At 60.4% G+C, this 25,154-nt stretch carries 10 protein-coding genes; 4 read left to right on the top strand and 6 right to left on the bottom strand.

Annotated features, from left to right (window positions below; genetic code table 11):
• Positions 1-13 precede the first annotated feature (13 nt).
• The 6 genes from NSJP_RS11830 to NSJP_RS11805 all read right to left on the bottom strand — a co-directional run bounded on the left by NSJP_RS11830 (position 14) and on the right by NSJP_RS11805 (position 21,134).
• The gene (locus tag NSJP_RS11830) at positions 14-10,729 is read right to left on the bottom strand and encodes a Tc toxin subunit A-related protein (RefSeq protein ID WP_080887090.1); all 10,716 of its coding nucleotides are present in this window, start codon (positions 10,727-10,729) and stop codon (positions 14-16) included.
• 144 nt (positions 10,730-10,873) lie between these two features.
• Positions 10,874-12,241, bottom strand: coding sequence for an RHS repeat-associated core domain-containing protein (locus NSJP_RS11825; protein ID WP_172834299.1), 1,368 nt, complete (start codon positions 12,239-12,241; stop codon positions 10,874-10,876).
• 64 nt (positions 12,242-12,305) lie between these two features.
• Complete coding sequence (locus NSJP_RS11820; protein WP_080887088.1) at positions 12,306-18,620, bottom strand: SpvB/TcaC N-terminal domain-containing protein; 6,315 nt, start codon at positions 18,618-18,620, stop codon at positions 12,306-12,308.
• 149 nt (positions 18,621-18,769) lie between these two features.
• On the bottom strand, positions 18,770-20,101 hold the full coding sequence (locus tag NSJP_RS11815) for a flavin monoamine oxidase family protein (protein WP_080887087.1): 1,332 nt from the start codon (positions 20,099-20,101) through the stop codon (positions 18,770-18,772).
• Positions 20,098-20,676: a dihydrofolate reductase family protein gene (locus tag NSJP_RS11810; protein ID WP_080887086.1), complete on the bottom strand. Its 579-nt coding sequence runs from the start codon at positions 20,674-20,676 to the stop codon at positions 20,098-20,100. Before NSJP_RS11810 ends, NSJP_RS11815 begins: the two co-directional genes overlap by 4 nt.
• Before the next feature lie 41 nt (positions 20,677-20,717).
• Positions 20,718-21,134 (bottom strand): DUF1398 domain-containing protein, encoded by a 417-nt coding sequence (locus NSJP_RS11805; protein WP_080887085.1) that lies wholly within the window; start codon positions 21,132-21,134, stop codon positions 20,718-20,720.
• Positions 21,135-21,393: 259 nt separating this feature from the next.
• On the opposite strand from NSJP_RS11805, the gene NSJP_RS11800 reads away from it, so the two are divergent.
• From NSJP_RS11800 to NSJP_RS11785, 4 genes are all read left to right on the top strand, one after another.
• A complete protein-coding gene (locus NSJP_RS11800) occupies positions 21,394-22,080 on the top strand; it encodes an outer membrane beta-barrel protein (RefSeq protein ID WP_172834298.1) in 687 nt (228 codons plus the stop codon).
• A gap of 132 nt (positions 22,081-22,212) precedes the next feature.
• Positions 22,213-22,989, top strand: coding sequence for a class I SAM-dependent methyltransferase (locus NSJP_RS11795; RefSeq protein ID WP_080887083.1), 777 nt, complete (start codon positions 22,213-22,215; stop codon positions 22,987-22,989).
• A 60-nt stretch (positions 22,990-23,049) separates the two neighbouring features.
• Positions 23,050-23,514, top strand: coding sequence for a DUF302 domain-containing protein (locus NSJP_RS11790; RefSeq protein ID WP_080887082.1), 465 nt, complete (start codon positions 23,050-23,052; stop codon positions 23,512-23,514).
• 422 nt (positions 23,515-23,936) lie between these two features.
• Complete coding sequence (locus tag NSJP_RS11785; RefSeq protein WP_080887081.1) at positions 23,937-25,136, top strand: fascin domain-containing protein; 1,200 nt, start codon at positions 23,937-23,939, stop codon at positions 25,134-25,136.
• Positions 25,137-25,154: the final 18 nt, after the last annotated feature.

Genomic DNA, 25,154 nt, shown 5'->3' with positions numbered 1-25,154 from the left:
AAACGTCCGGCACTCATGCAATGGTCAACTCAAAACAGACGAAGACATCCCGTAACAGGACGTCCCCCGACTCGTTCTTCAGTGCGTCGAAATCTGCGGCCGTGGCGAGGACGGTCCAGGTTCCGACGGTCTTTGGCTGCTGAAAGCTCCGTTGACCATACAAGGCGTCTCCATATTCGTCGCGCGCAGAAAGGTCTATCCTGTCTTCCTGTTCATCGAAGGCATTCCCCGGCGGTGTGAGATAGAGCGCACCGTCGTCGGCCGGTTTCCTCGTGAATGTCGAGAAGAGATGCACTTTGCTCACCTTGACCTTGCCCGCCGCAAACCGGTCGCGCAGGAAAAACGGAAACCGCTCAGGCCCGAATGACAGAGCCTGTTTATGATCTCCCGTGCCTTCCGCGGCCACGTTCAGAAATCGCTGCCACTCGGTCGGAAATTCGTGCCGGAGACTGAACAATCGGGTCACGCCTTTTCCACCTTCATTGGCGACCATCTCATTGACGGCGGTTTGCAGATCGCCGGCGGCGGCCGCACGCAGCCCTTCGCCGCCTTCCCTGGCGGTGTAGCGCAGATGCAGAATCACGTCGGAGATCGAATCGTGGTCAAACGTCTTGAAGTCCGTCGGCAATTCCAGCCGCCATGAACTGACCGCCCCGGCGCCTTCGAAGGGCAGATAGCGCTCGTCCCGCAGGTTCGTCTCGAACATTCCGCTGTCACTCTGTCCGCCGCTGGTCACCATGGACTGCATCGGGCCGAACAGATCGGAAAAACGCGGGTCATCCTGTTGGGCGTCGCGGCCATACCCGCCGTCAAGGGAATTGCTGTGGCGGATCTGGCTCTTCAGCAGCGTGACCGTACAGGACACGGTGGCATAGGGACCGACGACGCACGGAATCGTCACGCTCACCGACTTCAGCCGTCTCATGTAGTGACCGGGATAGTCCATGTCGAACCAGGCCTCCGGCACGGCAAACTCGCAACGGCCCGACTCGCGCAGCACCACCAACGCCAGGGGATCGAGCTGCAGAAGGGACACATGTTTTGTGATCTCATACTCCCGCTTGTTCTGGTCCAGATACGCCACGTCCATGCGCCGCAGGTCCTGTCCCAATCGTTCTCCCGACAAGAGCCCCTTCTTCAAACTATCCCAGTAGCCGAACTGAATGTAGCTCGACTGCCGCAGTCCAAGTTCAAACTGAAACGCCCGCTCGGCGCGCTTTGCGCAGTCGTAGGCTATTTGATACGCGCGAAAATATACGCCGGAGAGCTGCTGCGTCATCCAGTGATACAGCTCCTGATTCGTGTACTTATCACGCATGAATCGGTCCGTCTCCTCGGCCTGCTCGATCTGCTTCTTGTGGTTGTCCAGTTCTTTGGCGGCGATATCCGCGCGAATCGTTGACGCGATGATCTGACGGCGGATCTGCTGAATCTCCTTGAGCGCCATGCGGCTCTGGAACACCCACTCGTCCTGGCGCCTCTGGTATTGCCCGATCGCGGCGGATCGACTCGATTGGTGGACGGCGTTTCGCTCCAAAATGCTGAAGAATGAACCGATCGCATTCGCGACGTAGCCAAGATTGGTTCCGCCGAACTTCGATTGGAAAAATGGCGTACCGGCGCTGATGTCCGGAAATGCGAACAGAATGCCCGATGCGGTATTGAATGCTCCGGCGACCGTCGCGTAGGTCATCGCCGTATCCGACCATCCTATTTGATCGAGCTCCGCTTGCGTCAGCCCCAAATTCGTCAGTTCACTCGAGGAGTCGGCCTTGGCCACGGCGACGGCGGATGTCTGCTCGACGTCGGCGCCAAAATCGTCCGGCACCTGCGCGCTGTTGTTGCCTAGTAACCGCTGGTATTGAGTAAACCGTGCCGTGGCCGCCTGTTCGCTCTGACGCAGCGCATCGATGTTTGCATTGGCTTCCGCAATCTGCGCTTCTTTGACCGCCGACACCAGATTCAGCACGTCCATCTCTTGATTCGACCGCAATCGGGACAATTGCTCCGCGTCCTTCTTTTCCAATGCGGCCAACAAGGCCCCACCGAGCCCTCGCACCTCATTGCACAGGTCCATGGCCTTCCCCATTACAACACCGAATCGGTAGTACGGAATCGGCGCCGCGGCCTCGGCCAACACGGCCCCGATGTCGAGGCCCGCCGCCGTCGCGCGTACCAGCAATGCGGGATCGATCGGCGGCTGGAACAACGGCAGCGGCTGCTCGGCGCCGTCGATGTTGCGACAGTGTCTGATATTGAAGAGGCGTTCATCCACCTTGTCCCAATACACCGCAAGCTTTTCATTGCGCGGCACGCAGAAATACAGCAATCCGACGCTCGATATCGTAGAGAGGCCCTTGTCCCCGTGCATTGACATACCCCACGATCCGGCTATACGCCCGCCCGTCGGCAAGTTCGATTCCAACTCGAGCCATGCGTTCGAGAACTCATCCCACCGATCGTTCGCTCGGCGATAGGTCAGCGGCTGAGGTTGTCGCGCGCGTGGAATCGACTGCGGACGGGGCCCCAGCAGCTTCGCCGCCAGGACATACAACTGCGTCGCTTCATTGACGGATTCAGTCGTGTATTGCCTGAACAGCGAGTCGCCCCACGCGATCAAGTTGTCGAGATACTTGAAGACGACGTTGATCTGATAGGCCCGTGGACGCATGCGCGCAACCGCGTGCGGACGAAACGGGTTCTTCGACCACACGTCGATTTGCGCGGTGATTTGCTGCTTCCGGCCGTCGGTCGCCGGCACGCCGGAATCGCCCAAGAGGGCGAGCAATTCTTCGATCGGAGTCGTCATGCTCTGGGTGCGGAACGGCAGGTAGCGCCAGTAGCGCTGGTTCCCGTTCACGGCATCTTCGGTGGTCGGATCAAAAATGAAATGCAGCCACTGCTGCGCGTCGGCAAAACGCTGGTTGCTGCTCAAAAATCCTGCGACCAGCATCGGCAAGTGGAAGAACAGTTCCGTGTTATAGCCGGCATACGGCGAATGCGCCTGTTCCGGTTCGAAGTAGATGGCGGGCCGCGGAAGCGACCGATCGAGGTCGACGGACGAGCCGGGAGTATGGATGTCGAAATTCGCCGCGTGCTGCCAGGTTTGCTGAATCAGCTCGAAGAGTTTCGGCACTCCTCCAATCGAGACTTCACGGCGCAATTCACCCGCGCGGGGATGCCCGTTCACAACGATCTGCAGGCGTCCTTGCGAGCCGGCCGGATCGGCATTCGTGTTTTCCCAGCGGATGAAATAGCTGTTCTGCGGATCGCGATAGACGACCACCTCGGCGGCCTGAGATTCGAAGGGAGCCGCCGGCAGCAATGAATACGACGGCGACACTCCGGTCCACACCGTCGCGGCGTTGCCGCCGCCGGCGCCGGACAAGGTCAATGCGGATGATTGATTGGCTCCCGTGAACTTGAAACCAGAACCGTAGGTAAGCGCGCCGGACGGCGGAGCCGGCAATGGCGTCGCCAACGGCAACCATTCCGCATCGTCTGCGGCATAGATGCGGAACTTCCTGATCGGCACGATCGAGACCGGGCGGTCGGCGTCGCCGCCCGGCGCAGCGCCCCCGATGCCGATGATGAAGTTTTGTTGAAAGGATAGCCGGGAGTGGTGCTGGTACACCTCATTCGACGACGAATCTTTGTATGGGAAGCTTTTGGACTGGGACGGTGCGCTGCCGAACGACACGGATAGTTCAAAGGTCGGATTCGTTTTCAGGACGCTCTGCCGATAGTAGCCCACATCATGGTTGCCGAAGAGATCGCTGCCGTACAGCCATGCGGCCAGGCTCAATGTGAGGGTGAAGTTGCCGTTGGCATCCGTGACGGTCGATGTATCCACCGTACTGCGATAAGCGGGTGCGCCGGACAATCCAAGTCCGTGTTCTTCATCCCACTTGACGTCATTCGTAGCCGTCGTGATCTCGTCCGGGGTGCCGTTGAGCTTGACATAGACGCGCACGGAGGCATTTCCGAGCGGACGAAAGACCGTGCCATTCGCATAGGAAGCATAGACGACGCCCGACACCGCGACCGTGATCCACGGGGCACTGGGGATCATCAGAAAGAATGTTCTGAAGGGGTTGATATCGGCCGTAGACGGGGCGTCGTACAACAACTCGCCTTCACGCTTGGCACCGTAACAGTCGATGTCCATCGAACCCGGCACGCTGTTCCTGACTCTGAACGTGAAGGTCTGGTTTTCGTCCTTGCCGTAGACCCAGGGATGCTCAAAGACGTCGCTGCCCATGAGCCGATCGGTCCAGCCGCGGGTCGTGCGGCGAATCCAAGCCATTTGAACCCGCCATTTTGCTCCCGGCGCCGTCGCACCCCCCACCCCGGGCTCCGCCGCCAGTTGCGTGATCTCCGGCCACGCGATGTACACGTCGCCGCGCATGACGAACGGCAACACATGGTCCGACTTGACGCCCTCCAGGGCCACGTGCTCCCACGGCTCCCAACGGTTCGTCCTCTGGGTCAACACCCAACGCCGATAGTAGAACCGCGACGGACGGTTTCGCGTGCGGCCGAGCACATGGATACGGACCTCGGGTTCGCCTTCCGATGCCTCGTTGTCCACATACATGCCAACCACCGCAAGACTGGAGATGTCCTCGAGTTGCTTGAGATACACCTTGAGGAGTTCCTCTGCCCGCTCGTTATCGAACTCGCTCTGCTGCAACTGCCCTTCCAACTCCATAAACAGCTCGGACTTGTCATCGCGCAACTCCGGCTCGATCCAGTTTTCCGGATACAAAAACACCTTCCGGTTGGCCTCCCACACCCGGTAGTTCTTCATCCATCTCCAGCGCTCGGCGTTGATGGACGCCGGCGACACGCCGTCCTCAAGATTCATCAAACACCGCTGCACGAACAACTGGACGGCACTGATCGCGTGGAGAATACGCGTACTGACCTTGCATGCGCTCATGTGCGGATCAATCAGGAAATGCTCATACAGATCGTTTGCGTCCTTCCATAATCCTTTCGCCACCGCGTTAGCCGGGGGATTGGCGATCAGATAGGCGACCAACGCATCGCGCTGCTTGTGCCGCAGCCCGTCCGAGATGGGCCTGAGCCGTTGCAGCCAGGTATGGCCCTCGGATCGCGCGCGCAAGAGCCCGCGCGCGACCTTCACTTCGCTTGGCCCCGGTCGGGCAAGCACCCCGGGGGCCGGAGCCGTGTCTTCGGCGAGGGCAAAGCACTCGCTCGCCTTTCCCCCGAGCTTCCGCACCGTCGACAGCAACTGCAGCAAGGCATCGAGCCGTAACGGGTTCCGCAATTCCGCCGGCCATGCGACATTCAACTTGGTCATCGCGTCGGTCACATCGTCGGCCGACACGCGCATCGCACTGGCGAGCGTCCACTTCGCCAGCCAGGCGATCACCGCCGCAATCCGGACGGCGGATTGATAGTCGGCCGGCCATTGCAGATTCAGTCGTGTCTGCGCCGCCCACGACAGGTCGTCGACCGAACTGTCCAGACCGGCCGCCAGGTAGGCGATCTGTGCGGTGGCGTCCGCCTGGACCTCAACCAGCGTGGCCGGCTCGACGGCCATGAGCGAGTGAAGCCTGGCGATCAATTTCGATCCGACAGAGGGTCGCTCCCGCAATTCAAACAATTGAGCCAATCGCCGCCAGGCGTCGTAAGGAACGTCCGCGTCTCCAGTCGCGCTCGGGAACGCATCGAGCGGAGGAACGTCGAATGCGATGGATTGAAGAACGGCGGGCGGCAGCCACGACACTTCGTCCGGACGAAGCTTGACGGTTCGATAGACGAGCGCCGCCTTATGAAGCTTGCACAACGCGCGGGCTTGACGCGGAAAAGTAGCCGGAGTCGGCGTCACACGCGCATCGCTGTTTGCAAACTCGTCGTCGACCAACGCTTCCAGTGTCGAGACGCGGTCCAGTCCGGTCGACAGCAAGCCGTCGACGAGGGTTCGATCCAGTTCAAGGGCCTGCGCAAGGCTTTCTGCCGCGGCCTTGCGACGCAGGTAGGGAAGCAGACGTTGCAGGACCTGTTCGACCCGTGTCTCGGGCGCCTGATCCACTGCAAAGAGGGCACGAATATCGCTCTCGGCCGGGAAGAAACGATTCAATGGAACCGTCTCCGCATACTGATCCGACTTCGCTTTGAGGGCGGCCGCGACCGGCAGGGACAGAACCGCGGCGAACTCCGCCTGCTGATCGTCGCTCATCCATCCGACGAAGACGATCTCCTTCGAACCCTTGTCGAAATAACAGCGGCGCGACAAGTTCTTGGGGATGGCCGGCGGAGGCTGGATATAGGCGACCCGGAACACCGGAAGCTCGAATGACTGCAGGCGGTGCGCCAAAGCAGGCAACGCGACCATGAAGGCGTCGATCTTTGCGCGCAACAGGGTAATGGCAACCCTCGCCGGCGGCAAGGCGGCGTTCGCCAGATCGAATGCGTTCCATTGATTGGCACTGAGCGCGGGCGATCCGATCAGCAGGCCGTCGGCCCTACGATACACGACGAAACCGGCAAGAGCCGGTGGAACGACGACCGCAGGACTTCCCGGCACCGTCACCGTGAGCCGGTCGGACAATCCCAACAGGTCGACCGCCTCTTTGACCAGTTCGTCATACCAGCCCAAGCCCGCAAGCACCTTGGCGAGAGTTTCTCCCGGACGATCAGCGCCGGCGACGTCATGCTGCACGACCTGGAGATCCTCGCGAAGGCTCGCCATCGTACCGGACAGCCACTCGACGGGAAGCAGCGGATTCGGCTCGTCACCGAGCGCATATTGCAACAGGTATTGCAGCGTTTCGATCGGAAATCCGCTTTTCGCGATCACTTGTGCCTGTTCGACGAATGTGATCGCCTGGGCTGGACTGGAAAACGGATCGATCCCGGTCACGCGCTTCAGGCGAATGAAGTCGGCAATCGACAGGCGCAAGGCCTTGGCCATGGAGACGTTGCGAATCAGCACGCCCAAATTCTTGAGCGTTAACGAAGGCGGATCATCCAACTCTTGCTGCGCGAGCAGGTGTTCGACGAGGGCGTCGAAATCGGGCCGCGGAATGCCCAACGCGGCGGTCACGGCCGCGGCTTTGCTCGCGAGCGCAGGAGGAGTCCCGGGCGTCTGATAGGCTATTTCAGATCGTTGATCGTTCAGTGAGAAGTCATGATCCGGCGGATTGGCGACCGCGGGATTGAGGAACAGGCGTTCATACAGGCTTTTGACCGGCCGCCGCGTCGCCGCCGTAAAGTCGTCGTAACTCTCCGTCAGCGAACCCCACCAGCCCGCAAGATCTGAAACCGGAAGATCGAGCAACTCGTGCAACTGCCGGAGATGCGACAGGCGCAGGAGCGCGGTCTCGTTGAGGCTGGTCCGATCGACCGGCGTGGCGGCGATCGCAAGATCGAGTTCGAAGGGGGAGCCGCCGGTCTTTTTCCAGAGACGCACGAACCGGTGGATGCGATCCAGATGCGCGGCGGTCAATCCCGGAAGCCTCATGGCGCTGGGATTGCACTCCCCGCCAACCGGCGTCAACACCGGCGCGACGGCCCGAACGAACCGGGTCTGCAGCACATTGAGCAATTCGCGGTAGCTCAGCCCGGACTGCTGCAACAGCATGGACACGTTGAAGTTCAGCACGTCGGTCCATGATCCCGAAGCAATCAGGTGCTCCTCATTGCGATCGACAATGCGATTTCCGTTCTCCAGCAGGCCCCAGTACTCCCATTGAGGACGCGGATTCGTCGCTGTGACGATATTCGCCTCCGCCAATGAGAGACCGAGCACTTCGCGCGCGATGGCGTGATCGGCCAGCCGCGTTGCCGGCTTGCATCGCTCCATCAGTCGGCGACGCGACACGCCGCCCCGATCGAGGAACGTCCTGACCTCTTCGAGCCAAAGATTGAACGGCAGCGTCCAGGGATAGACCGTTCCATCCAGCCTGTTGTAGGCCTCAGGATTTCGGTTTTCCGGGCTTGCCAGCGCGTCCTCCCGTGCGTCGGAGGTCTGGTAGGTCAGCGAGGCGATGAACAGCCGCTCGGGAACGAAGCGCAGCGTCACCTCGTCGGCCACCGTAATCTCCCAGTCGGCTCCGGCCTGGGCGATCCGGTACGGCAAGCCTTCCGGCAGCATGCTGCGCAGTGGTTCAACAATCTGTCCGCTCCTCAACCCAACGAACACCATCTGCGCCATGGCGGTGGGATACTGGCCGGCGTCGAGTTGCCGCCCTCCGTCCGCCGACCTCAGGATGATGGCGCTCATCGGGGCCGCCATCGTAAACGTCACTCGAACGGCCCGCGTATACGTGACGGTCCATCTGACGCCGGCTTGCACCGGCGTCACCGCCGGCGTGCCCGTGAGGGGGAGGTTCCCGTCGCGCGAACTACCGTCAGACGGAATCACCCAATCGACGTTCGGCAATTGGCCTTGGTCAAGTTGAAGGCGAACCGCCTCATAATCCGTCACGTCCAAGACCTTGGGAATGATGCCAAGACGCCACAAGGTCAGCGATCGTGGAAAGTGGCGCAGCGTCCAATACCGCGCCCCATCGGTAATCATCCAGTCCGTAAAGGTCCCGATCAGCAACTGCCTGGCGGACCGCTCGATGCGAAGCGGTTCATCGATCGAGATGGCGCTTCGCTCCAGCACCGAACGCAACGCCGTCATCACGCGACTCGGCAGCGGATTCAACGCCAGATCAGCCTGCGGGTCGAATCCGTAGGGAGCAGAAATCTCGATCGGCAGGCCGATCGCATTCTCCAGCACTTCGAGCACGAGATCGATGTAGGGCACCTCCTGAGTTGTGTTCCGGCAGGTGAGTTCGATGTCCGCGATATCGGGCCGCCGCGCCAACAGCGTCGACAACGCGGGCGTGACCGTACGCGTCGCGTCGCTCTGCGGATCGAGAAAACGAAGCAGGTCGACCAAATATGCGGCGGGACTCAGGACCGACTGGCAGTGCGCGCATTCACAGGTCGTCAGATTGCCGAAGAGGCGGCGGAGATTCGGATAGTTCGACGTATCCGGAGAGTCTGGTTCATTTTCTCCGGCTGCCGTGAAACCCAACACGGCGCCCCGATCGGCATACGCCATGGCGATGAGCGCGACCGCCGTATCGTGCGTGCGCTGCGCCTGAGCATAGATGGCGGCCGCGCGCTCGGAGGAAAGCGCAGGCCCGACGGATTCTTGAAAGGCCTTCGGTCCGAGTTGCACGATGGTCCTCGCCGTCCCCAAACCCTTATCGAGCAACAGCCCCGCCTCGCGCCACCCACCGGCCAACCTTTGCGCGCGCTGGATCTTTTGCAGGTTGCTCACGAGCCGCTCTTTATCCTTGACGCCCTCGAGACGATCAACGACTGCGCGCGCATTGCGCTCCTGCAATTCCAACTCAGGGTTCGACGCCAGCAGCGCCGCCGCAGCCTTGAGAGCGGCATCGTGCAGTTCCACATGACCTGATTGAATGCGCGCGGCGAGAACCGCGGTCGGATGTTGCGCCTCAACGGCTCGTTCGAGTTCTTCGGCGTGAATCTCCGGACTGGTTCCAAGCGGACCATCGGACCGGTGCTTGACGGCCAATTCCAGCCAACGGGCCGGCGGCACCGGTGCGAGAAACCGCAGGGAAGGATCGCTGGTTGTTCCGCGCAATGCCTGGAGTTCCTGGACCAACGTCCGGTTTCCACCGGTCAAGTCCCCAAGCGCCCGCGTCACCTGGACGGACGCGATCTCTCCGGCGCTGAAGCCCGCGTCGCGAAGTCGCCCGGCGAAACTCGCCTCGGTCAAGCCGGTGTCGAGGAGCGCTCCCGCTGCAAGGCGTTCCTTCTTCGTCGAGAGCCGTCCCGGAATCGTGGCCAACAGATCGCCCAGAGACGCCCTGTGCCCGTCAGCCGCCGGCTGCAGTGCCGTGGATACGTTCATCGCTTCGACAAGAGCCGACAGCTTGTCCAACCACTCTCTCAATCGTTGCGGCACGATGTTCCGTTGGATCGCGGCGGTGAACGCGGCAATCAGGTCGTCGGGCTTGGTCGACCAAAGTGCCTTCGGCTCGGTCGGAACACCCTGTCGAAACCAGCCGTAGTAGAGTTCTGCGGGAACGGCCTGATCGTCCGATCGACCTCGGTGTGTCGAGGCCGTCTTGTCCGGTCGAACCGTCGCGGCGGACTGATGGGCCTTGACGAGCAGCGCGATCTGCTCGGACGCAACACCCGTGTCTTGAGTTAGAAACAGGATGTCCTTGTCGGTGAGTTCCGTGACCGGCAGATCCTGCCCCCGTTCGCCCTGCCCTGCAAGGAGCGGACGAATGGCCTTCAAGACATGCTCGTACTCGGATTCCCGATTCTCGACGCCGGCGATCACATGGTCGATCTGAGTCTCCGCGAGTGCGTTGAAGAGCACGGATGAGCGGAGCAGCTCACGCTCGTCCGCGCTGACGACAACCGTATACAGATCCGCGTTTTCTTTGTCGGCCCTGCAGAACGCCGTCCGGCGATAGGGAATCCGATAGTGCCCCAGTTCATCAGTCCAATCGTCACCAAGTAGTTGGCTCTTACGGAGGTCTTGGTCGTAGGCGCGCACCAGTACCCCGGCCACGGGGCGATCGTCCGTGTCGCGAATTCGGCCGCTGACCACGAAGGCGGCGGAATCCGCAAGCTTCGTCTCTCGTTTCTTCGATCGTCCGGCAGGCGTCTTGCTCCGCGACTTTGCCGCACCAGCCGGCTTGGTTTTTCGGTTTTTGGCCACAGCTCACCTACATCCTTTCGCAACTCTCGCGCATGAAAAGAGCCCCAATGGGCCGCAAGATTGACAGCATGGCTTCAGAAGTCGCAGCGTCTCATGGTTGTCCCATCGTCGATCTGCATACACGGCACGACATGCCGCGCAACGCTAGTCATGCATTCGTTCTCCGATGAACCGCAGCGTGCCGGTTGGATCCCCCATGTTCTCGATCGCGTCGATCAATTCTTGTAGCGTTTGGGCCGCTTTCTGTTTTGCCACCTCGTACGAGATTTCGAGCGCCGTCTTCATGACTGACCAAGTGGATCGCGCCGCCTTTACGTCGTCATACGAAATCTTCAATTTCCAGGGGGCGGCCGATTCGCTCGGATGGTCGCGGGTCGTCAGTAAGTCTCCTCCGAAATAGGCCCAAAACCGGCCGCCCGGCGCCGAGGCCGGCTTGGAGTCTTGATCCATGGAACTCTTGGCATGTTTCTCATCCGGCTTGGGATGCGTGCGAAACGATACACGCTTGATGTCGTCATAGACCATCGCCGCATAGTTGCCGAGCAAGATGATTCCGGGATCGTTCGTGGCCCCCTTCCCAAGTGGGGCAATATCGACCAGAGGAATTCTGGGCACATAATCTCGCCAAGCCTGAATTCTGCCGGTCAGAAAGTGATCGACGTCCCTCAAAATCAGATTCTCGGTCAGGCCATGACCCGTCCGATAGGGGTAGACGACCATCTGCAGAGCAATCTTGAGCAGATCATGCTCGGACACCTCGATTCCCTTGGACCTGACCAACGCGGACGCGGTGTCAATCGCGGCATTCACGATGTTGACGACGGCGCGATCATGCGCCTCGGTTTCGATATCGGCGTCAACGGACTTTTCCCGTGCCGTCGTGGGCGTGGGCTCTTCCAGCAAATTAGCTTGAACTGTCTCGTTGAATTTCTTGTGGGCCTCGATCCAATCGCCCGATACATTCGGCAGTGCGTCGAACTCTTTGATCAGCTTGTCTGAATCGAATTCGGTCACTTCTCCCGTGCTGGCGAGACCGCTTGTATCCGTGCGTCCGATGGGATTGTCCAACGCATAGCCGATGAGATTTCCTCCATCGATCAGGCTGAAGGGATCGGCGCTGACCCATCGTCCCAACCAAGGGGCGTAATACCTCGCAGAGTGATAATTGAGTCCGCTTTCCTCGTCCCGTTCCATGCCCGTATACCGGTACCGTTTCATCGGCGCTTCGACCGCGTTGTTCGTCGCCCGGTACGCGCTCGTTCCGTAGGGGTGGTACTCCTCGTAGGAAATGACCTCGGCATCGTCATTGAGCTCAAGACAGGCGGATCCCAGATGATTGCCGAGTTGGTAGCGATAGTGCGCGCCCGTCGACAGCCGCGGATGGTCCGTCCTGAGCACATCATCCACGAGCAAGAACCTCCGCGAGTCACCCGTGACATGATGCGTCTCGATCTCCTCGACGACGTGACCGCCCGCATAGCGGCGATACCGTTCGAACCCGCCGAGATCCACGCGCTCCCACTGCTTCGTCCCGGTACGACTCTCGATGACTTTCCGAGTCCGCTGCCTCCCGCTGTCATAGTTCCAACTCGCGTATCATGTCGCGATAGTCCCAGCGAACGTACTGAGCCGGCGTCACGTTGGCCAAGTTCTGCATGCTGCCGTGAACGTCGTAGGCATAGGAGACCGCCTGCGTTCTGTCGCCGCCGTCCCACGTTTGCCAGAGGCGGTTGCTCGCCGGCTGCGCCGCATCCTCAAATGCATAGGCGTAGTCCCGCGTCCAACTGCCGAGGCCTGCGTCATGGCGGAGGCGAAGGATGTTCCCAGCGGGGTCATAGCGATACGTCTGCCTGTAGGCGCTCAGTGCGTGCGGATCCGTCGGGCGAACTGGAAATGACAGGCCGGGGGCATCCGGCTCGATATTCGCCGGCGCACCGCGCAAGGCTCCGTTCTGGCGCCCCATCGCAAAAATCAACCGGTATAGCGCATCGTAGACATACTGGCTCTTGGGATCGACCTGCTGGTTGTCGAAGAACGCCGGTTCATACGCATCATCTTCGATTTCCATGATGTTGCCGACGGGATCGTAGGCGTAGAACAGGTTCTGGAGCACTCGGTCGTTCTTGAATTGCGACCGGCGGCTCGGGAACGGTGGATCGTATGCCGGCCTCGTCGTGCGCAACTGGGTCAGCCGGAACGTTTCAGCATCATAGTCGTAGCACGTGGTCGTCCCGTTCCCATACTCGATTCGCTCTCGTTGGCCTTTGGCATTGTAGGTAATGCCGGCAATCGCCGCCGTCCTGCGGCTCTGCGTGCTTTCCTGATACCCATCCGGCGTCTTCAGCCCGCGAACGACGATTTCTTCCCGTTGAAGCGCGCCGCGCTCGTTGTACGTGAGTTCATATACGGCGACGAGGCCGCCGGTGCCCGAATGCCAGTTATAGCGGCGAGTGATGCGATTCACCGCGTCGTATTCGGTCCGCTGCTCGAACCGCTCCGCCTCCAAGACGGCGGTCGAACTGCCCGGTTGCCATCCGATGACCGGCTCGCGATAGCCTGCGGCGAGTTGTCGCGTAGCCGTCACGACGTTTCCCTTGAAATCGTAGGCATCGGCCGTCTGGCGGCCGCTTTGATCAATGTGCTCATAAAGCCGGCCGCGTATATTGGCCTGCTTCGCGCCGGCTTCACGTTCTCCGTAACCAAACCGTACGATCAATTGGGGCTGAGACGCGTTGACCGTCAGCCATTGTTCGGACGGCCGATGGAGCGCGTCGTACGTCGAATGAAACTGGCGGTCCTCCACGACGAGAGAGCCGTCCGACTCACGGCGCTCGTTGAGATCCCAGGCATAGAGGGACATGCCCGCTGCGTCGTTCAGCGTCCATCGATCGCCGGCATCCATGCTGTGCTGATACAGCGGATGTCCTGCCAGGTCGTAGCAGGGCACGGAGCCGGCAGGTACCGTTTCATTCGGCTGTTCGCTCCATCGGCCCGGTTTCGGAGGCGTGATGTATTGCATTACGAGATTTCGGTTCCCGTCTCTGATCCAGAGTGGCTTGCCTTCAGCATCGAGCTTGGTGAAGGTCACGTACCGCTCGTCTCCGCTCGAACCTCCGTTGGGATAGGCATAGGCATTATGGGCGACGGACATCGCTTCGCGCCCCCGACTGTCGAACAACACCTGCGCAGGGGTCATGGCATGAACTTTCACGAGATCGGCAGCCCGCCGATCGTCCACAGCGTTGAATTCGCCGAATCGAGGATGAGCGGGATCCGTCCTGCGCTTGTACCAGTCGCTGTGAGCATGTCCCGTCGGATCATAGGCCGTGTCGTTGCGATCGAAAGCCGTGACGTGCCAGGGAGAGAATACGACGCGGCTGAAGGAACCGTCGGGCAGTTCGGTGCGAATGAGGCGCCCAACGGCATCGTAATACATGATCGGCGTGACGCCCATTTCAGCTTCAGCCTCGGCGTCGTCGAATCGATGCTCGCTCGTACTGAAGTACGGCTCGTATTGCTTGACCGGCTTGCCCTTGTTGTTGAAGACCGTCTTGCCCGAGGCGATCCAGCGCAGGACCGTTGATCCCGCTGCCGGCTCCGCCTGCGACTTCGTAACCAACAGCGCACCCAATCCGTCGGAATATTCAAACGCCGCCTGCAGCCGGCTTTCTTCATCCGGACCGAGTTGCGCAACATGTCGCTCCCGCACGATACTCCCGGCAACCGGCGGATGAACCGCGAAGGTCACTTCCGTGCCTTGCCGTTCCTCTCCCATGTGGTAGACATACCGTACGGTGGCGTTGCCGAGCAGACGGCGCGCCTCCCCGTTGTCGAAGGCACCCTGAAAGTAGCCGATGAGTTGATCGAGCGACGGGTTGAGGACCGCGGGGGTGATGCCGTCCAGACTGTCTCCTTGAGTTCCTTTTCCTTTCATCGCCATCACGGCGGGCAAGCCGAGAATGTCGTAGCGCATTTCGGTCAGATTGTCGTTCATATCCTTCAAGGCCGACGGGGCGAGCACGCGATAATCGAACGCTTCGACGGCGGCGGTATTACCCAACGCATCGGTGCTGGACTTGATGAACAGATCGTAGGTCCGATCGAACAACAGCGTCGTGACGTGACCGAAGGGATCGGCATAACGCTCGGGCAAGTAGAAATGTTCGGCCGCATCGTCGGAGAACGCGGCCGTCCCGGATCTGACCCAATATTCCCCGTCGATGGCTTCGTTCGGAAAGCGAGCGCCAAGCGGCTGCCCGCTGATATATCCGCTCATCGTCACATCTTTGAGACCGTCCCAAGCGAGCTGGGCCAGTTTGGTTCCGAAGACGGCCTCGAGCAGGTCATCGGTCAATGCCAGCTTGTAATCCTCATATTTCAACGCGAGGCTGTTCAACCCGCCGAGAGGTAGGAAGGTCGCGAGGTCCGTCTCGAAAAACAACGTGCGGAGCCGCTCGATCAGCCGTTTCTGAATCGATGTCCCGTCGGCGACTTGGTGGTAGGGAATTTCCACCACCTCGACGTCTCCCGGAGCGGGGTCGATTTGATATCGGCCGGGGCTCAGCCGACAGCTCCTCAACTCGCCCAATGCAAAATAACCTCCGTTCAATGGAGTGATGCCCGTCACGTCGTAACGGGACACCTCGCAGGGAAGGCGGAGCCGGTAATTGTCCTGATCTTGAGCATCCGCTGTGTAGCGCGTCTCGGTGTACACGAGGTGCCGTTCCCGTTGGATGGCAGCAACCAGGTCTTCCGTCTCATTCGGCAGCGAAGCGTCACGGTGCCTTCCGAACCGAGGGTACACGGCCGCGACGCTCTGTTGGACATTGCCAAACTCGTCGATGCGCAGATTCAGCGTATGGGCGACACGAGGGTCGGGCGTCAGGATCTCCGTCGTCAGGTCCAACTCATATTGATAGGTGATGGACTCGCATTCGGTGACGAGAAACACCGCATGGGGATTGCCCTGTGCGGGCTGCACCCGCCGGATATGGCAGTTGTGGTACGCCGTGGAGAACAACCTGACCGGGTCATGCACTCCGACCGCCAGCTTGTCCACGTCGAGTTCGTAGATTTCCCGCCGGAGCACCATGCCCTTGCAAGCCCGCAACGCCTGACGCCACTCATCCGCGGAAAGATCCTGGACGATCAGATCGGGCTCGGGCAGCGTGTTCTCGCGAAAGCCCCCGAGCACGGTCGTGTCGTCCGGCTTCAGCGCCTCGTACCAGTTGGGAAAATATTCGTCCTGGAAATGGCCGAGCACTGTATGCCGATCGAGAAACGCTCCCGTATGAAACCAGGTCACGGTCTTGACCGGCGGCTGATACAGTTCCTTGGTGTCGGTGATGTAGGGGCTTTCGACATTTCCCCCGGCGAAGGCTCCGTAGTCTTCGGTATCCGTCTGTTCGACACGGCCGAATCCGCGAAATTCCCGTTCGATGCCGTCGAAGTAGCCATGGTGATAACTGTAGGTGAATGAAAACGTGGCCCTGCGCCATTTGTCCGCGACGGTGATTTTCTCCACGCAATGGACCGGGAAAGGAATTTTCGTCGCCCACGGCTTGCCGGCAAGGCGGTCTGCCACATAAAACTTGGTCGACGGCGCGTATTCGATACGCGTCTCGGCTCCGAGATTATTCGCCGTACGGACCATGACGTGCGGTTTCCGGCCTCCCATGAGGTCCACATAGCGCATCGGCCGGCGCGCATTGCCCGGAGCCGGCGACGACCATACCAGGCATGCGGTGCCGTTGCCGAACAGATCCGCCGTCATGATCCCTGCAAGATCGTCAACCGGAGGAAAGGCCTTCAACGACTGCCTGACCGCCCATCCGTTGCCGGATTGATTGAAATAGAGGTGAACGCCCTGTTCGCTCAGATAGAGGATATCCGTCGTCCCGGATCCATCGATGTCCGCCAGGCGGAGGCGTAGGGGATCGAAAAGATCCGGCTCCTCGAACCAAGGCGACTGATCCATCGTGACCTTGGCGCCAAATCTTCCGTACCCCAGATTCGGCCAGTAACATATTTCTCCGTTTCGAATGCGGACGATATCGACCAACCCGTCACCCGACATGTCCGCGAGCACGATCGACTCTGTGCCGTCCGCGAGTATGAGTCGCGGCCCTGTCTCTTCATCGCGCGCCTGCCGCACGTAGGACGCAGGTCCGAATCCCTCCTCGGCCAGCGAGGGATGCCAGCGCAAGACGTCGTCTTCGGTGATCAGGAGGTCCGCATGACCGTCTCCGGTCAGATCGATGAACTTGAGATGCGGATCGAACCAGTCGCAGTTCGGAACCGATTGAAACGATCTGAACGTCGTCCACTGCCCATCCGGCGTTCGCTCGTAGAACCCCTGAGCCGGTCCGGGAAGAAGAACGAGGTCGAGTTGTCCGTCGCCCGCGAGATCGAGCAGCTGCTGTCCTCCGGCGCGAAGCGTCCCCAATGAGGGCTTGGAAGCCACGAGTTCGACCGGCGCAAGACAGACGTCCGTGATCGTCACGCCGTCGACCTCTCGCTCCGTCGCGGGACTGAGGTTCCGCTTGTAGAGCCAGCTGCCACCCTGCTCGGTGAGAATACCGGCGAGCCCTTCGCCGTCCAGATCCACCCATTGATAGTGACGGCCGTCCAGACCGAACGGAAGATTGTCCAGGCTGTCCGGATCGACGTCGCGAATCGTCTCGCTCACTGCCGTTGCGGCATACTCAAATGTGACGGGAGGAAACGAGCGCCGGTCGTACGTTCCCCCTATGTTCCGTTGATAGGCCACCTGCTCCACGGACTCGATGAACGAGTAAGTGGGACTGCGAGCGTCGTCCGCCTGCCGTTCATATGAGTAGGTGAGATCGGTGGAACGGACGAGACAATCGGCGCCGATGTCTTCGTCGGGAAAATGGTGAAACATGAGCACGCGCTGGCAAAGACGATAGGTGCGCACTTCGAAGCCGGCGCGGTAGGTGGAGAACGGATCCTGCCGGCACTCCCACTTCTTGGGCTCATTCAGCGACTGAGGCCTGTCCGAATCATGCTCGCCGTAATCGAATACAACTTCAAAGAGCCATTGGGACCGGTCCGGATCCGGCTCGACGAGGCGGGAGCGCCTATTCCCATACTTGATGCGCTTGAGATAGCGATTCGTCCCCCGGATCGCCGTCGTCCGGTTCTTTTCGTGCGCCCGGCCGGACAAGAGGCCCTCCGAGTCGTCCGGCTTGTACGAGTACACGATGGCCTGCCCCTTGTCGTCATGACTTTCGCAAATAAGCCAGCTGAAGATGTGGGACGGGTCGGCAGGGTCGAAGACTCGGCTTTCAGGTGTTTTCCCGTACCAGGTCGTGAGGTTGTCTTTCGAAATCGATCGCCAGGAGACGTCGGTGTCATCTTGTTGATTCGTCCAACACTCGATACGGGCAAAGAGGCCCTCGATACGGGGCCGATAGCGTCGAATGTGGTAGGTCTTCGTGCCGATCGTTCTCGATGGAACGACCTCGGGAATCCATTGAGCCCCCTGCTGCACCAAAATGGGAACCAGATCCTCGGCACCGGAAAGAATAAAGACATCCGAGTCCGCTGCATCGTCGTAACGCGGGAGGCCCTTCGCCGTTTTTCTGGAGACGGATGGAAGAGACAGGCTCCACCCGAACCCGAATGGCCCGTTGCCGGACCCGGAGTCGTAGGACAGGTTGAGTTGCGGCCCGAATCCGGCCCGGCCCGGACTGGTATAGATCGGGATCGTCAGCGACCCGGTTCCTGTCACCGGATTGACGCCGAACTTTTCGCCCATGCCGTGGATGGCGCCTCCGCCCTTGGGGAGCGCGATCGCCGGCGGCGTAATCTGGAAGGAGTTTTCTCTGGGTTCCTTGCCTCGGTCTTCCGTTCCTGTCGCCTCAGGCATCTCTGCGTTCTCGGCCGGTGCACTGCACGGGCGTCAACGTGCCCGAAACAGGCGAGCGAGTCAATGGCAGAACGGGAGCGTTTGCGATCACCATTCGGCGAGTGACGCGTGAAATACGAGCGGACGGGAATGATCCGGAGAGGCGCCTACTACCTGAAACGGATATCGGCCTGGATTTCGGCAGCGGCACGGAACCCACTCTCGACGGCGCCATTCATGTAGCCCTGCCATCGCAGGCTGGTATGTTCGCCGGCGAAGAACAGCCGGCCGCAAGGCCGGGCGAGCCAGGACCGCAGCTTCGGATCGAATCCCGGACCGAATACCGCATAACCGCCTCGTATCCACTGATTGCGTTCCCACGTCACCATCCGCATGGCCACCGCTTGCTTCCCTGGTGCGCCGAGCCAGCGCAGAGTCTGCACCAGACCGGCCGAGCCTGTCCTGGATGCGAGGGTTCTCGTCGCCCGGCTCGCTTGCCCTCCGGCCATCAGGCACAGAATCCCCTGCCTGCCCTTCTGTTGTTCATTGGCATCCCAGAGGGCGCCGATCGGCAGGTTGGTCCCATAGGCCAACGGCTGATTCCGTCGCTTCCAAAACCGGCGATCGAACTGCAGCAATACTTTGGTCACCGGCCCATAGCGCAAGGTCGAAAAGGCAGCGGCCTGCTCCGGAGGAAGCGCCGGCGTGATGTCGAGCGTCCGAATTTTCGTGGCAGGGATTGCAAGGATGACGTAGTCGGCTCGAAGCCACGATTCCTGAGACCCGGCACGCACGCGCACGCGGACCGACTGTTTCGATCGGGAAATCGCCAATACTTCGTGCCGGAGCAGCAACCGATCGGACAACATGGCGGCAAGCCCCTCCGGGAGCCGGTCATTACCGCCGGCAATGCGGTACATCCCACCCTTGCCGGGACTGCCCGAGGCGACCTGATCGACCAAACTGAGCAGCGACAGATCGGCCGGATCGGCCAGGAAAAACCCGCGCAGGCCGACGAGCATTTCACGCAATTCCTTTGACAGACGGCGGCTTTTCATCCACTCCGCCACGGAGCGGGCCCCCAATTCAGCCGCCACCCGACCGTCCCACCGCTGCTCGCTCAGCCGATAGGCTCGAATCATCGGAGCCAGCTGCTCCGCCAGCCGTTTCCACATGCCGTCCCCGGACAAGCGGCGGACTCGTCCGCCGGACGACAAGGCGAAGCCGAATCCTTCCCGCAGCACCGGGGTGAGCCTGAGACGAAGACTGCGGATCAGGCGGCAGATCTCCTCGTGATCCTCGTCGATGAACTCGGCCCCGGCCTCGGCATATTGCCCATCGACGAAGCCGTCCCTGATCGTCAATACTCTGCCGCCTACCCGCTCCTGACCCTCCAATAGAGTGACGGCCATGCCCTGTTTCTGAAGCTCCACGGCGGCGGTCAATCCGGCCAGACCGGCACCGACGACGATGACGGACTTGTCACGCAATGATCGAGTCATGGAGTCAGCTCACCAGGATCGATCCGGTACTCGCTCTGGACCATACCGCCTGCATAGGTATGTGTAGCGAGATGTCGAAGCCGGACGTCGTGTTCGAGCGAACCGAACAGCGGAATGCCCCGACCGATCAACACCGGCAGGCGACTGATGATCAGCCGTTGTATGAGTCCCGCCCGCAAGAACTGTTGAATCGTGAGGCCACCGTCCACGTAGAGGCGGCGAAAGCCGGAAGCGGTCAGTCTGGAAACGATCTCGACCGGGGCTCCGGCCATCAGATCGACGACAGCTCCACGCGCTTGAGCAACGGAGAGATCAAGCGTTCGGTGACTCAGGACGACTACTCGCTTGTTGCCGTAGTACCACTTGTCGAACGTCAGAACCTTCTCGAACGTCCCGCGCCCCATGACTACGGCGTCGATGCCGGCGATGAACTCGTTGTATCCGAATTCCGCGCTATCGCCGCCGCCCTCCCCCATCAGCCAGTCAAGATCGCCATTCGTGCGCGCAATGAACCCGTCGAGGCTGACCCCGACAAAGACCGAACACTCCGGGACTGAAAGACGTGCCTCGTCCATCTCACCGTCCTTCGTCATGAGGTGATGGGGTGTGACAGGTGCTACTTCACTTCGACCATTGGATAGCGTTCGACGTATTCTTCGCCCTGACAACCAGAGTAGATCACCGTGCGCTCGGCGAAATCGACCTCGTATCGGACGACGCCGGCGTGCCAGGCCGCCGCCAAAAACTCCTGAAAGGTGCTTTCGCCCGCTTGATCCGTCCGTAACGCTTTGATGAGCGCCGGCTGGTCGAATCGGGGCACGTCTCCCATACCGGATAACAGCGGCGCTCCTTGCGCCACTACCGGCCCATCCTTCGTCAGGTACAGGCTCTGACAGGCCGGTAGGGACCAGACGTTTCGTGTAACGCCCGCTTGACGCAGCACCTCAGCCAGATGGGGGAAGCCGCCGACCTTCGGCCGCACGGCCATCGCCCGCTGTTGTGCCGCCTGGAGATTCTCGATTGCCTTGCTCATGACCGTCCTCCCGCAGAATGTGTGTCGAACTGTACATCTCCCGGAGGGCTCGGGCAAGTCGATCGGCTCGCATGTGATGTTCACGCTCCTTCGTAACCCTCGGCGACTCCATCACGCCTGGTCTCCACTTCTCATGTGTGGTTTTTCAGTTACTCGACCGCACGATTCGTCAATCGTGTTAACATGCGGCCAGTAGGCGAACGACTGCGGTATCGGGTCGGTGTCGCCCTGCCGATTGAACCTCGATGAAGGCGGTCTATTGAGAACGATTGTTTCGCGTCACTCCATTTCCACGGCTCTCTGTCTCTTCACCATCGTCTATCTCGCCGCACTCCCCGCCAAGGCAGAATGGTACATCGTCGGCCAGACCGGCGTGATCCTGCCGGGCAGTCTCTCCAATGCCACCGTGAATAGCCCCACGCTGGCAGGAGGCGTGACCGACGCTCGAGTCGCCGACATCGATATGGAGAAAGCTTCCCCGTTCTATGGCGCGAAGGTGGGGTTTTTCTTCCCCAAACGCGAGTGGTTCGGGCTGGAAACGGAAGCCTTTACGTCACAGCTGAACATCAAGCAACAGACCGTCGTGGGAGGCGTGCCGGGGAGAGTCTTCTCGGAAACGATGGCGGGTTCCCATATGCAGCTGACGACCTGGGCCATCAATGCCATCGTGCGCAGCCCGTCCTTGGTCGCGGAGCTCGAACCCTACGGCGGAATCGGCCCCGCGCTGTTCTTCTCGACCAGCGGGGACACCAACGTCAGTCTCGGCGTGAACCTGATCGCCGGAGCCCGCTATTTCGTGATGCCGCAACTGGCACTCTTCGGGGAGTTCAAATACAACCGGGCGACCCTTCGAACCGAGACCATCCAGGGAGACTACTCCTCGCAGATTTTCGTCTTCGGGATCTCACTCCACTTCGACCGACCGCTGCCGACATCGAGTCATTGACCTGCCATTGAACCGACTCATCCTTCCGTCGAGCCATGTCTGAGCGTTCAGACAACCCTGAGGAACAGGTTAGTTTTGTGATTTGCAGCCGTGACCGTTCGATGGTATAGGAGCCACACGACGGAGGTTCAGATGACCGATCAAGAACGCGTGCGCATCTTCGATTCCCAGGGCGAAGCGTACAAACAGGCCTTTCAAGTCTTCCTGGACCACACGGACCAGAAGCGAAACGCCAAAGGATGGCTTCAGCAGGTGGTGGACCGTCTGCCGGCGCGCAAAGTATTCATCGATGCCGGTGCGGGCAACGGCGAGCTCGCACGGACGTTCGCTCCCGCCTTTGAACGTACCATCGCCATCGAACCGAACGCCTATCTCCTCAAGCAGCTGCAACAGGCGGTTCCCCTGGCCGAAGCCATCGGCCAATCGATCATGACGGCCCGGCCGCCGGCACCGGGTGATCTCGTGTTGTGTTCCCACACGTTCTATTATATCCCGGCGGAGGACTGGTTCGCGCATCTGGAGCGCCTCGTGTCCTGGATGTCCCCGACCGGCGTCACGATCGTCGTCCTCCAGCACCGCGAGAGCGGGTGCATGAATATGCTCCATCATTTCCTGGGGCACCGCTTCGAACTGCGGAGGACCGCCGAGACATTTCGCACGAAGCACGGCGATCGCTACGACGTCGTCACGACGCTCGATCACGCACACGTGACGACGCCGGACCTGGCCAGAACGTATGCCGTCGCTGAATTCATGCTGAACCTGTTGGACATGAAGCACGCGCCGGCAAGGCGCGACGTGGAAGCCTATCTCCAGGCTCACTTTGCGTCCGCCGAAGGCGGATACCGGATCCCAGTCCATCAAGATTTCCTAGAGATTCGAGCCAAGACTCCCGCAGCCGAAGCTTGACGATCCATCCACATCGTTGATGCATGGACTTGCGAGACGAGAAGGAAAGAGAGGTGGCCTATGAAACTCATTCAGGCACTACTGAACGGCGCGCTGCTGCTTGGCATAGGGTTCACGCCGGTGAGTGCCGGCACAGCACGTGCGGAAAGCCACTTGATTACGAAGCCCAGCCGCTACTCGGTTTCCGACACCATCGACCGGATCGAGCAGGCCGTGACGTCCAAAGGGATGAAGGTGTTTGCGCGTATCGATCATGGCGGAGAGGCAAAGAACGTCGGACTCACGATGTCACCCGCTCAACTGCTCATCTTCGGTAATCCAAAGGGCGGAACGGCATTGATGGTCGCACGACCGACTGCGGCCATCGATCTTCCGATGAAAGCCCTGGCCTGGGAAGATGCAGAAGGAAAGGTCTGGCTCACGTATAATTCACCGGAGTTGCTCCAGGAACGGCACGCCGTACCGGTTGAATTCACCTCAAAGCTTCACTCCGTGGGTACGCTGCTGGAGCAAGCTGTGGAGTGAACATCGCATGCCCCTCTCGACGGATCGAAGAACAGCAGCAAATGATGGGGGATTGTCTTGTTCAAACGAAGCACATATCATCGGATCTCATAGACGTGCGGAGAAGACCAACCGGGCATTCGCGACAGCGAGCGCTCACAGAGGGCAGGAGTAATGCCGCAGAAGTGATATTCCGGCACCACCGATCGAACCGGTCACCGGCGTCGGCGACGAGGCGTTCTACGTGTCAGATCGTTGCCGGGAAACTCTGATCATGGACGCGTCATAAACCACGGCCCGTCATCAAATGCTCTGGCCAGTCCGTGAACCTTTACGGCACGGCATTCGACACATGGATGCAACAGGACTATGGCGGCGGAATGCAGCGCAGGATGTCGTTCAAAGAACATTGTATCCGGTTACAACCGTGGTGGAGGTGGAGGATGCAGCACGCTCGACCGGTTTCCATATTCGTGGCAGGTATCCTCGTGTTCAATCTGGCGGCTTGCGCCACGGAGTCGACTCCGTCCGTGTCACAGGATGCTCAGGCAGTGTCAACGACGGACACCAATCCGCAACCGGGCCAACTTCCGGATAGTGACATTCAAGAGCGAGGACTTTCACCGCGCCTCAAACCCAGCGTAGGATCACAAATTCCCTCGCGTCCTATTCAGCTTGCCCCGACACCGCTTCCTGGAGCATTTGCCATTCAAACCTTCAATCAGAACTTTGTCACGGCGGTCGACGGCGGCGGACGTACGACCAACGTTCTTCACACAGATGCCAGAGGCATCGGGGCGTGGGAACAATTCAAGCTGCTGGGAGGCAGCGGCTTCGGCGGACAGTATGCCTTTCAAACCATGAAGGGCACTTACCTCACGGCGGTCAACGGAGGAGGTCTGTCGAACGCCGTATTGCCCAACGGTCAGCCCACCGACCCGCTTCACACCGATGCGACGCAAGTACAATCGTGGGAAACGTTCAAGATCGTCTTGGATCAATATGGATGGCGAAACGCCATTCAGACGGTGAACGGACATTACCTCACGGCCGTCGGGGCAGGAGGGAAAACCACGGATGCCTTCCACACCGACGCGGTGAAACCCAATTCCTGGGAACAGTTCTATCTGTGGAAGTGTGGCGACCTGGGATCGGGCTACCAATACGCCATATCAGCGCTGAACGGCCCGAGCGGGGTTTTGTTTGCGTACGGAGGAGGGGGCCACGTGGCGACACATCCGGACATTGTGGTCACCGGGGCGCTCGGCGTTCTTTCTGATTACAATGCGCGGCCGCAGCCGTTTGACAATGCCTGGCAACGCTTCAGGCTCATACGGCAGGGCGACGGTTCATATGCGTTGCAGACCTCAAACGGCATCAACTATGTGACGGCGGTAAAGGGAGGCGGCCTTCCGCACGGCACGATCAGCTATGACAGTCTCGTGACGGACCGGACGCAGGTGCAGGCATGGGAAACTTTCAGATTCGTCGAGCACGGCGCCTGCACCTATGTCATCCAAACCGTCGGAGGCTACTATTTGGGAAAGAGTACCGCTGCGCCGGGCACAGCCTTGGGGTGGTTCGCCACGAACGTTCAGGACATCAATGCAGCGACAAAGTTCCGGTTGCTGATGGTGTTTTGAGTTTCAGGCGCGGGCCGT

Origin of the sequence: Nitrospira japonica (assembly GCF_900169565.1) — a bacterium.
Classification (GTDB): Bacteria; Nitrospirota; Nitrospiria; order Nitrospirales; family Nitrospiraceae; genus Nitrospira_C; species Nitrospira_C japonica_A.
The sequence above is the reverse complement of the archived record's forward strand: the minus strand, read 5'-3'. Positions and strand labels throughout refer to the sequence as shown.

Bases quoted from the DNA above. Each gene is read 5' to 3' on its own strand.
- NSJP_RS11820 (WP_080887088.1), bottom strand. From the start codon at position 18,620: ATGCCTGAGGCGACAGGAACGGAAGACCGAGGCAAGGAACCCAGAGAA.
- NSJP_RS11815 (WP_080887087.1), bottom strand. From the start codon at position 20,101: ATGACTCGATCATTGCGTGACAAGTCCGTCATCGTCGTCGGTGCCGGT.
- NSJP_RS11810 (WP_080887086.1), bottom strand. From the start codon at position 20,676: ATGGACGAGGCACGTCTTTCAGTCCCGGAGTGTTCGGTCTTTGTCGGG.
- NSJP_RS11805 (WP_080887085.1), bottom strand. From the start codon at position 21,134: ATGAGCAAGGCAATCGAGAATCTCCAGGCGGCACAACAGCGGGCGATG.
- NSJP_RS11795 (WP_080887083.1), top strand. From the start codon at position 22,213: ATGACCGATCAAGAACGCGTGCGCATCTTCGATTCCCAGGGCGAAGCG.
- NSJP_RS11790 (WP_080887082.1), top strand. From the start codon at position 23,050: ATGAAACTCATTCAGGCACTACTGAACGGCGCGCTGCTGCTTGGCATA.
- NSJP_RS11785 (WP_080887081.1), top strand. From the start codon at position 23,937: ATGCAGCACGCTCGACCGGTTTCCATATTCGTGGCAGGTATCCTCGTG.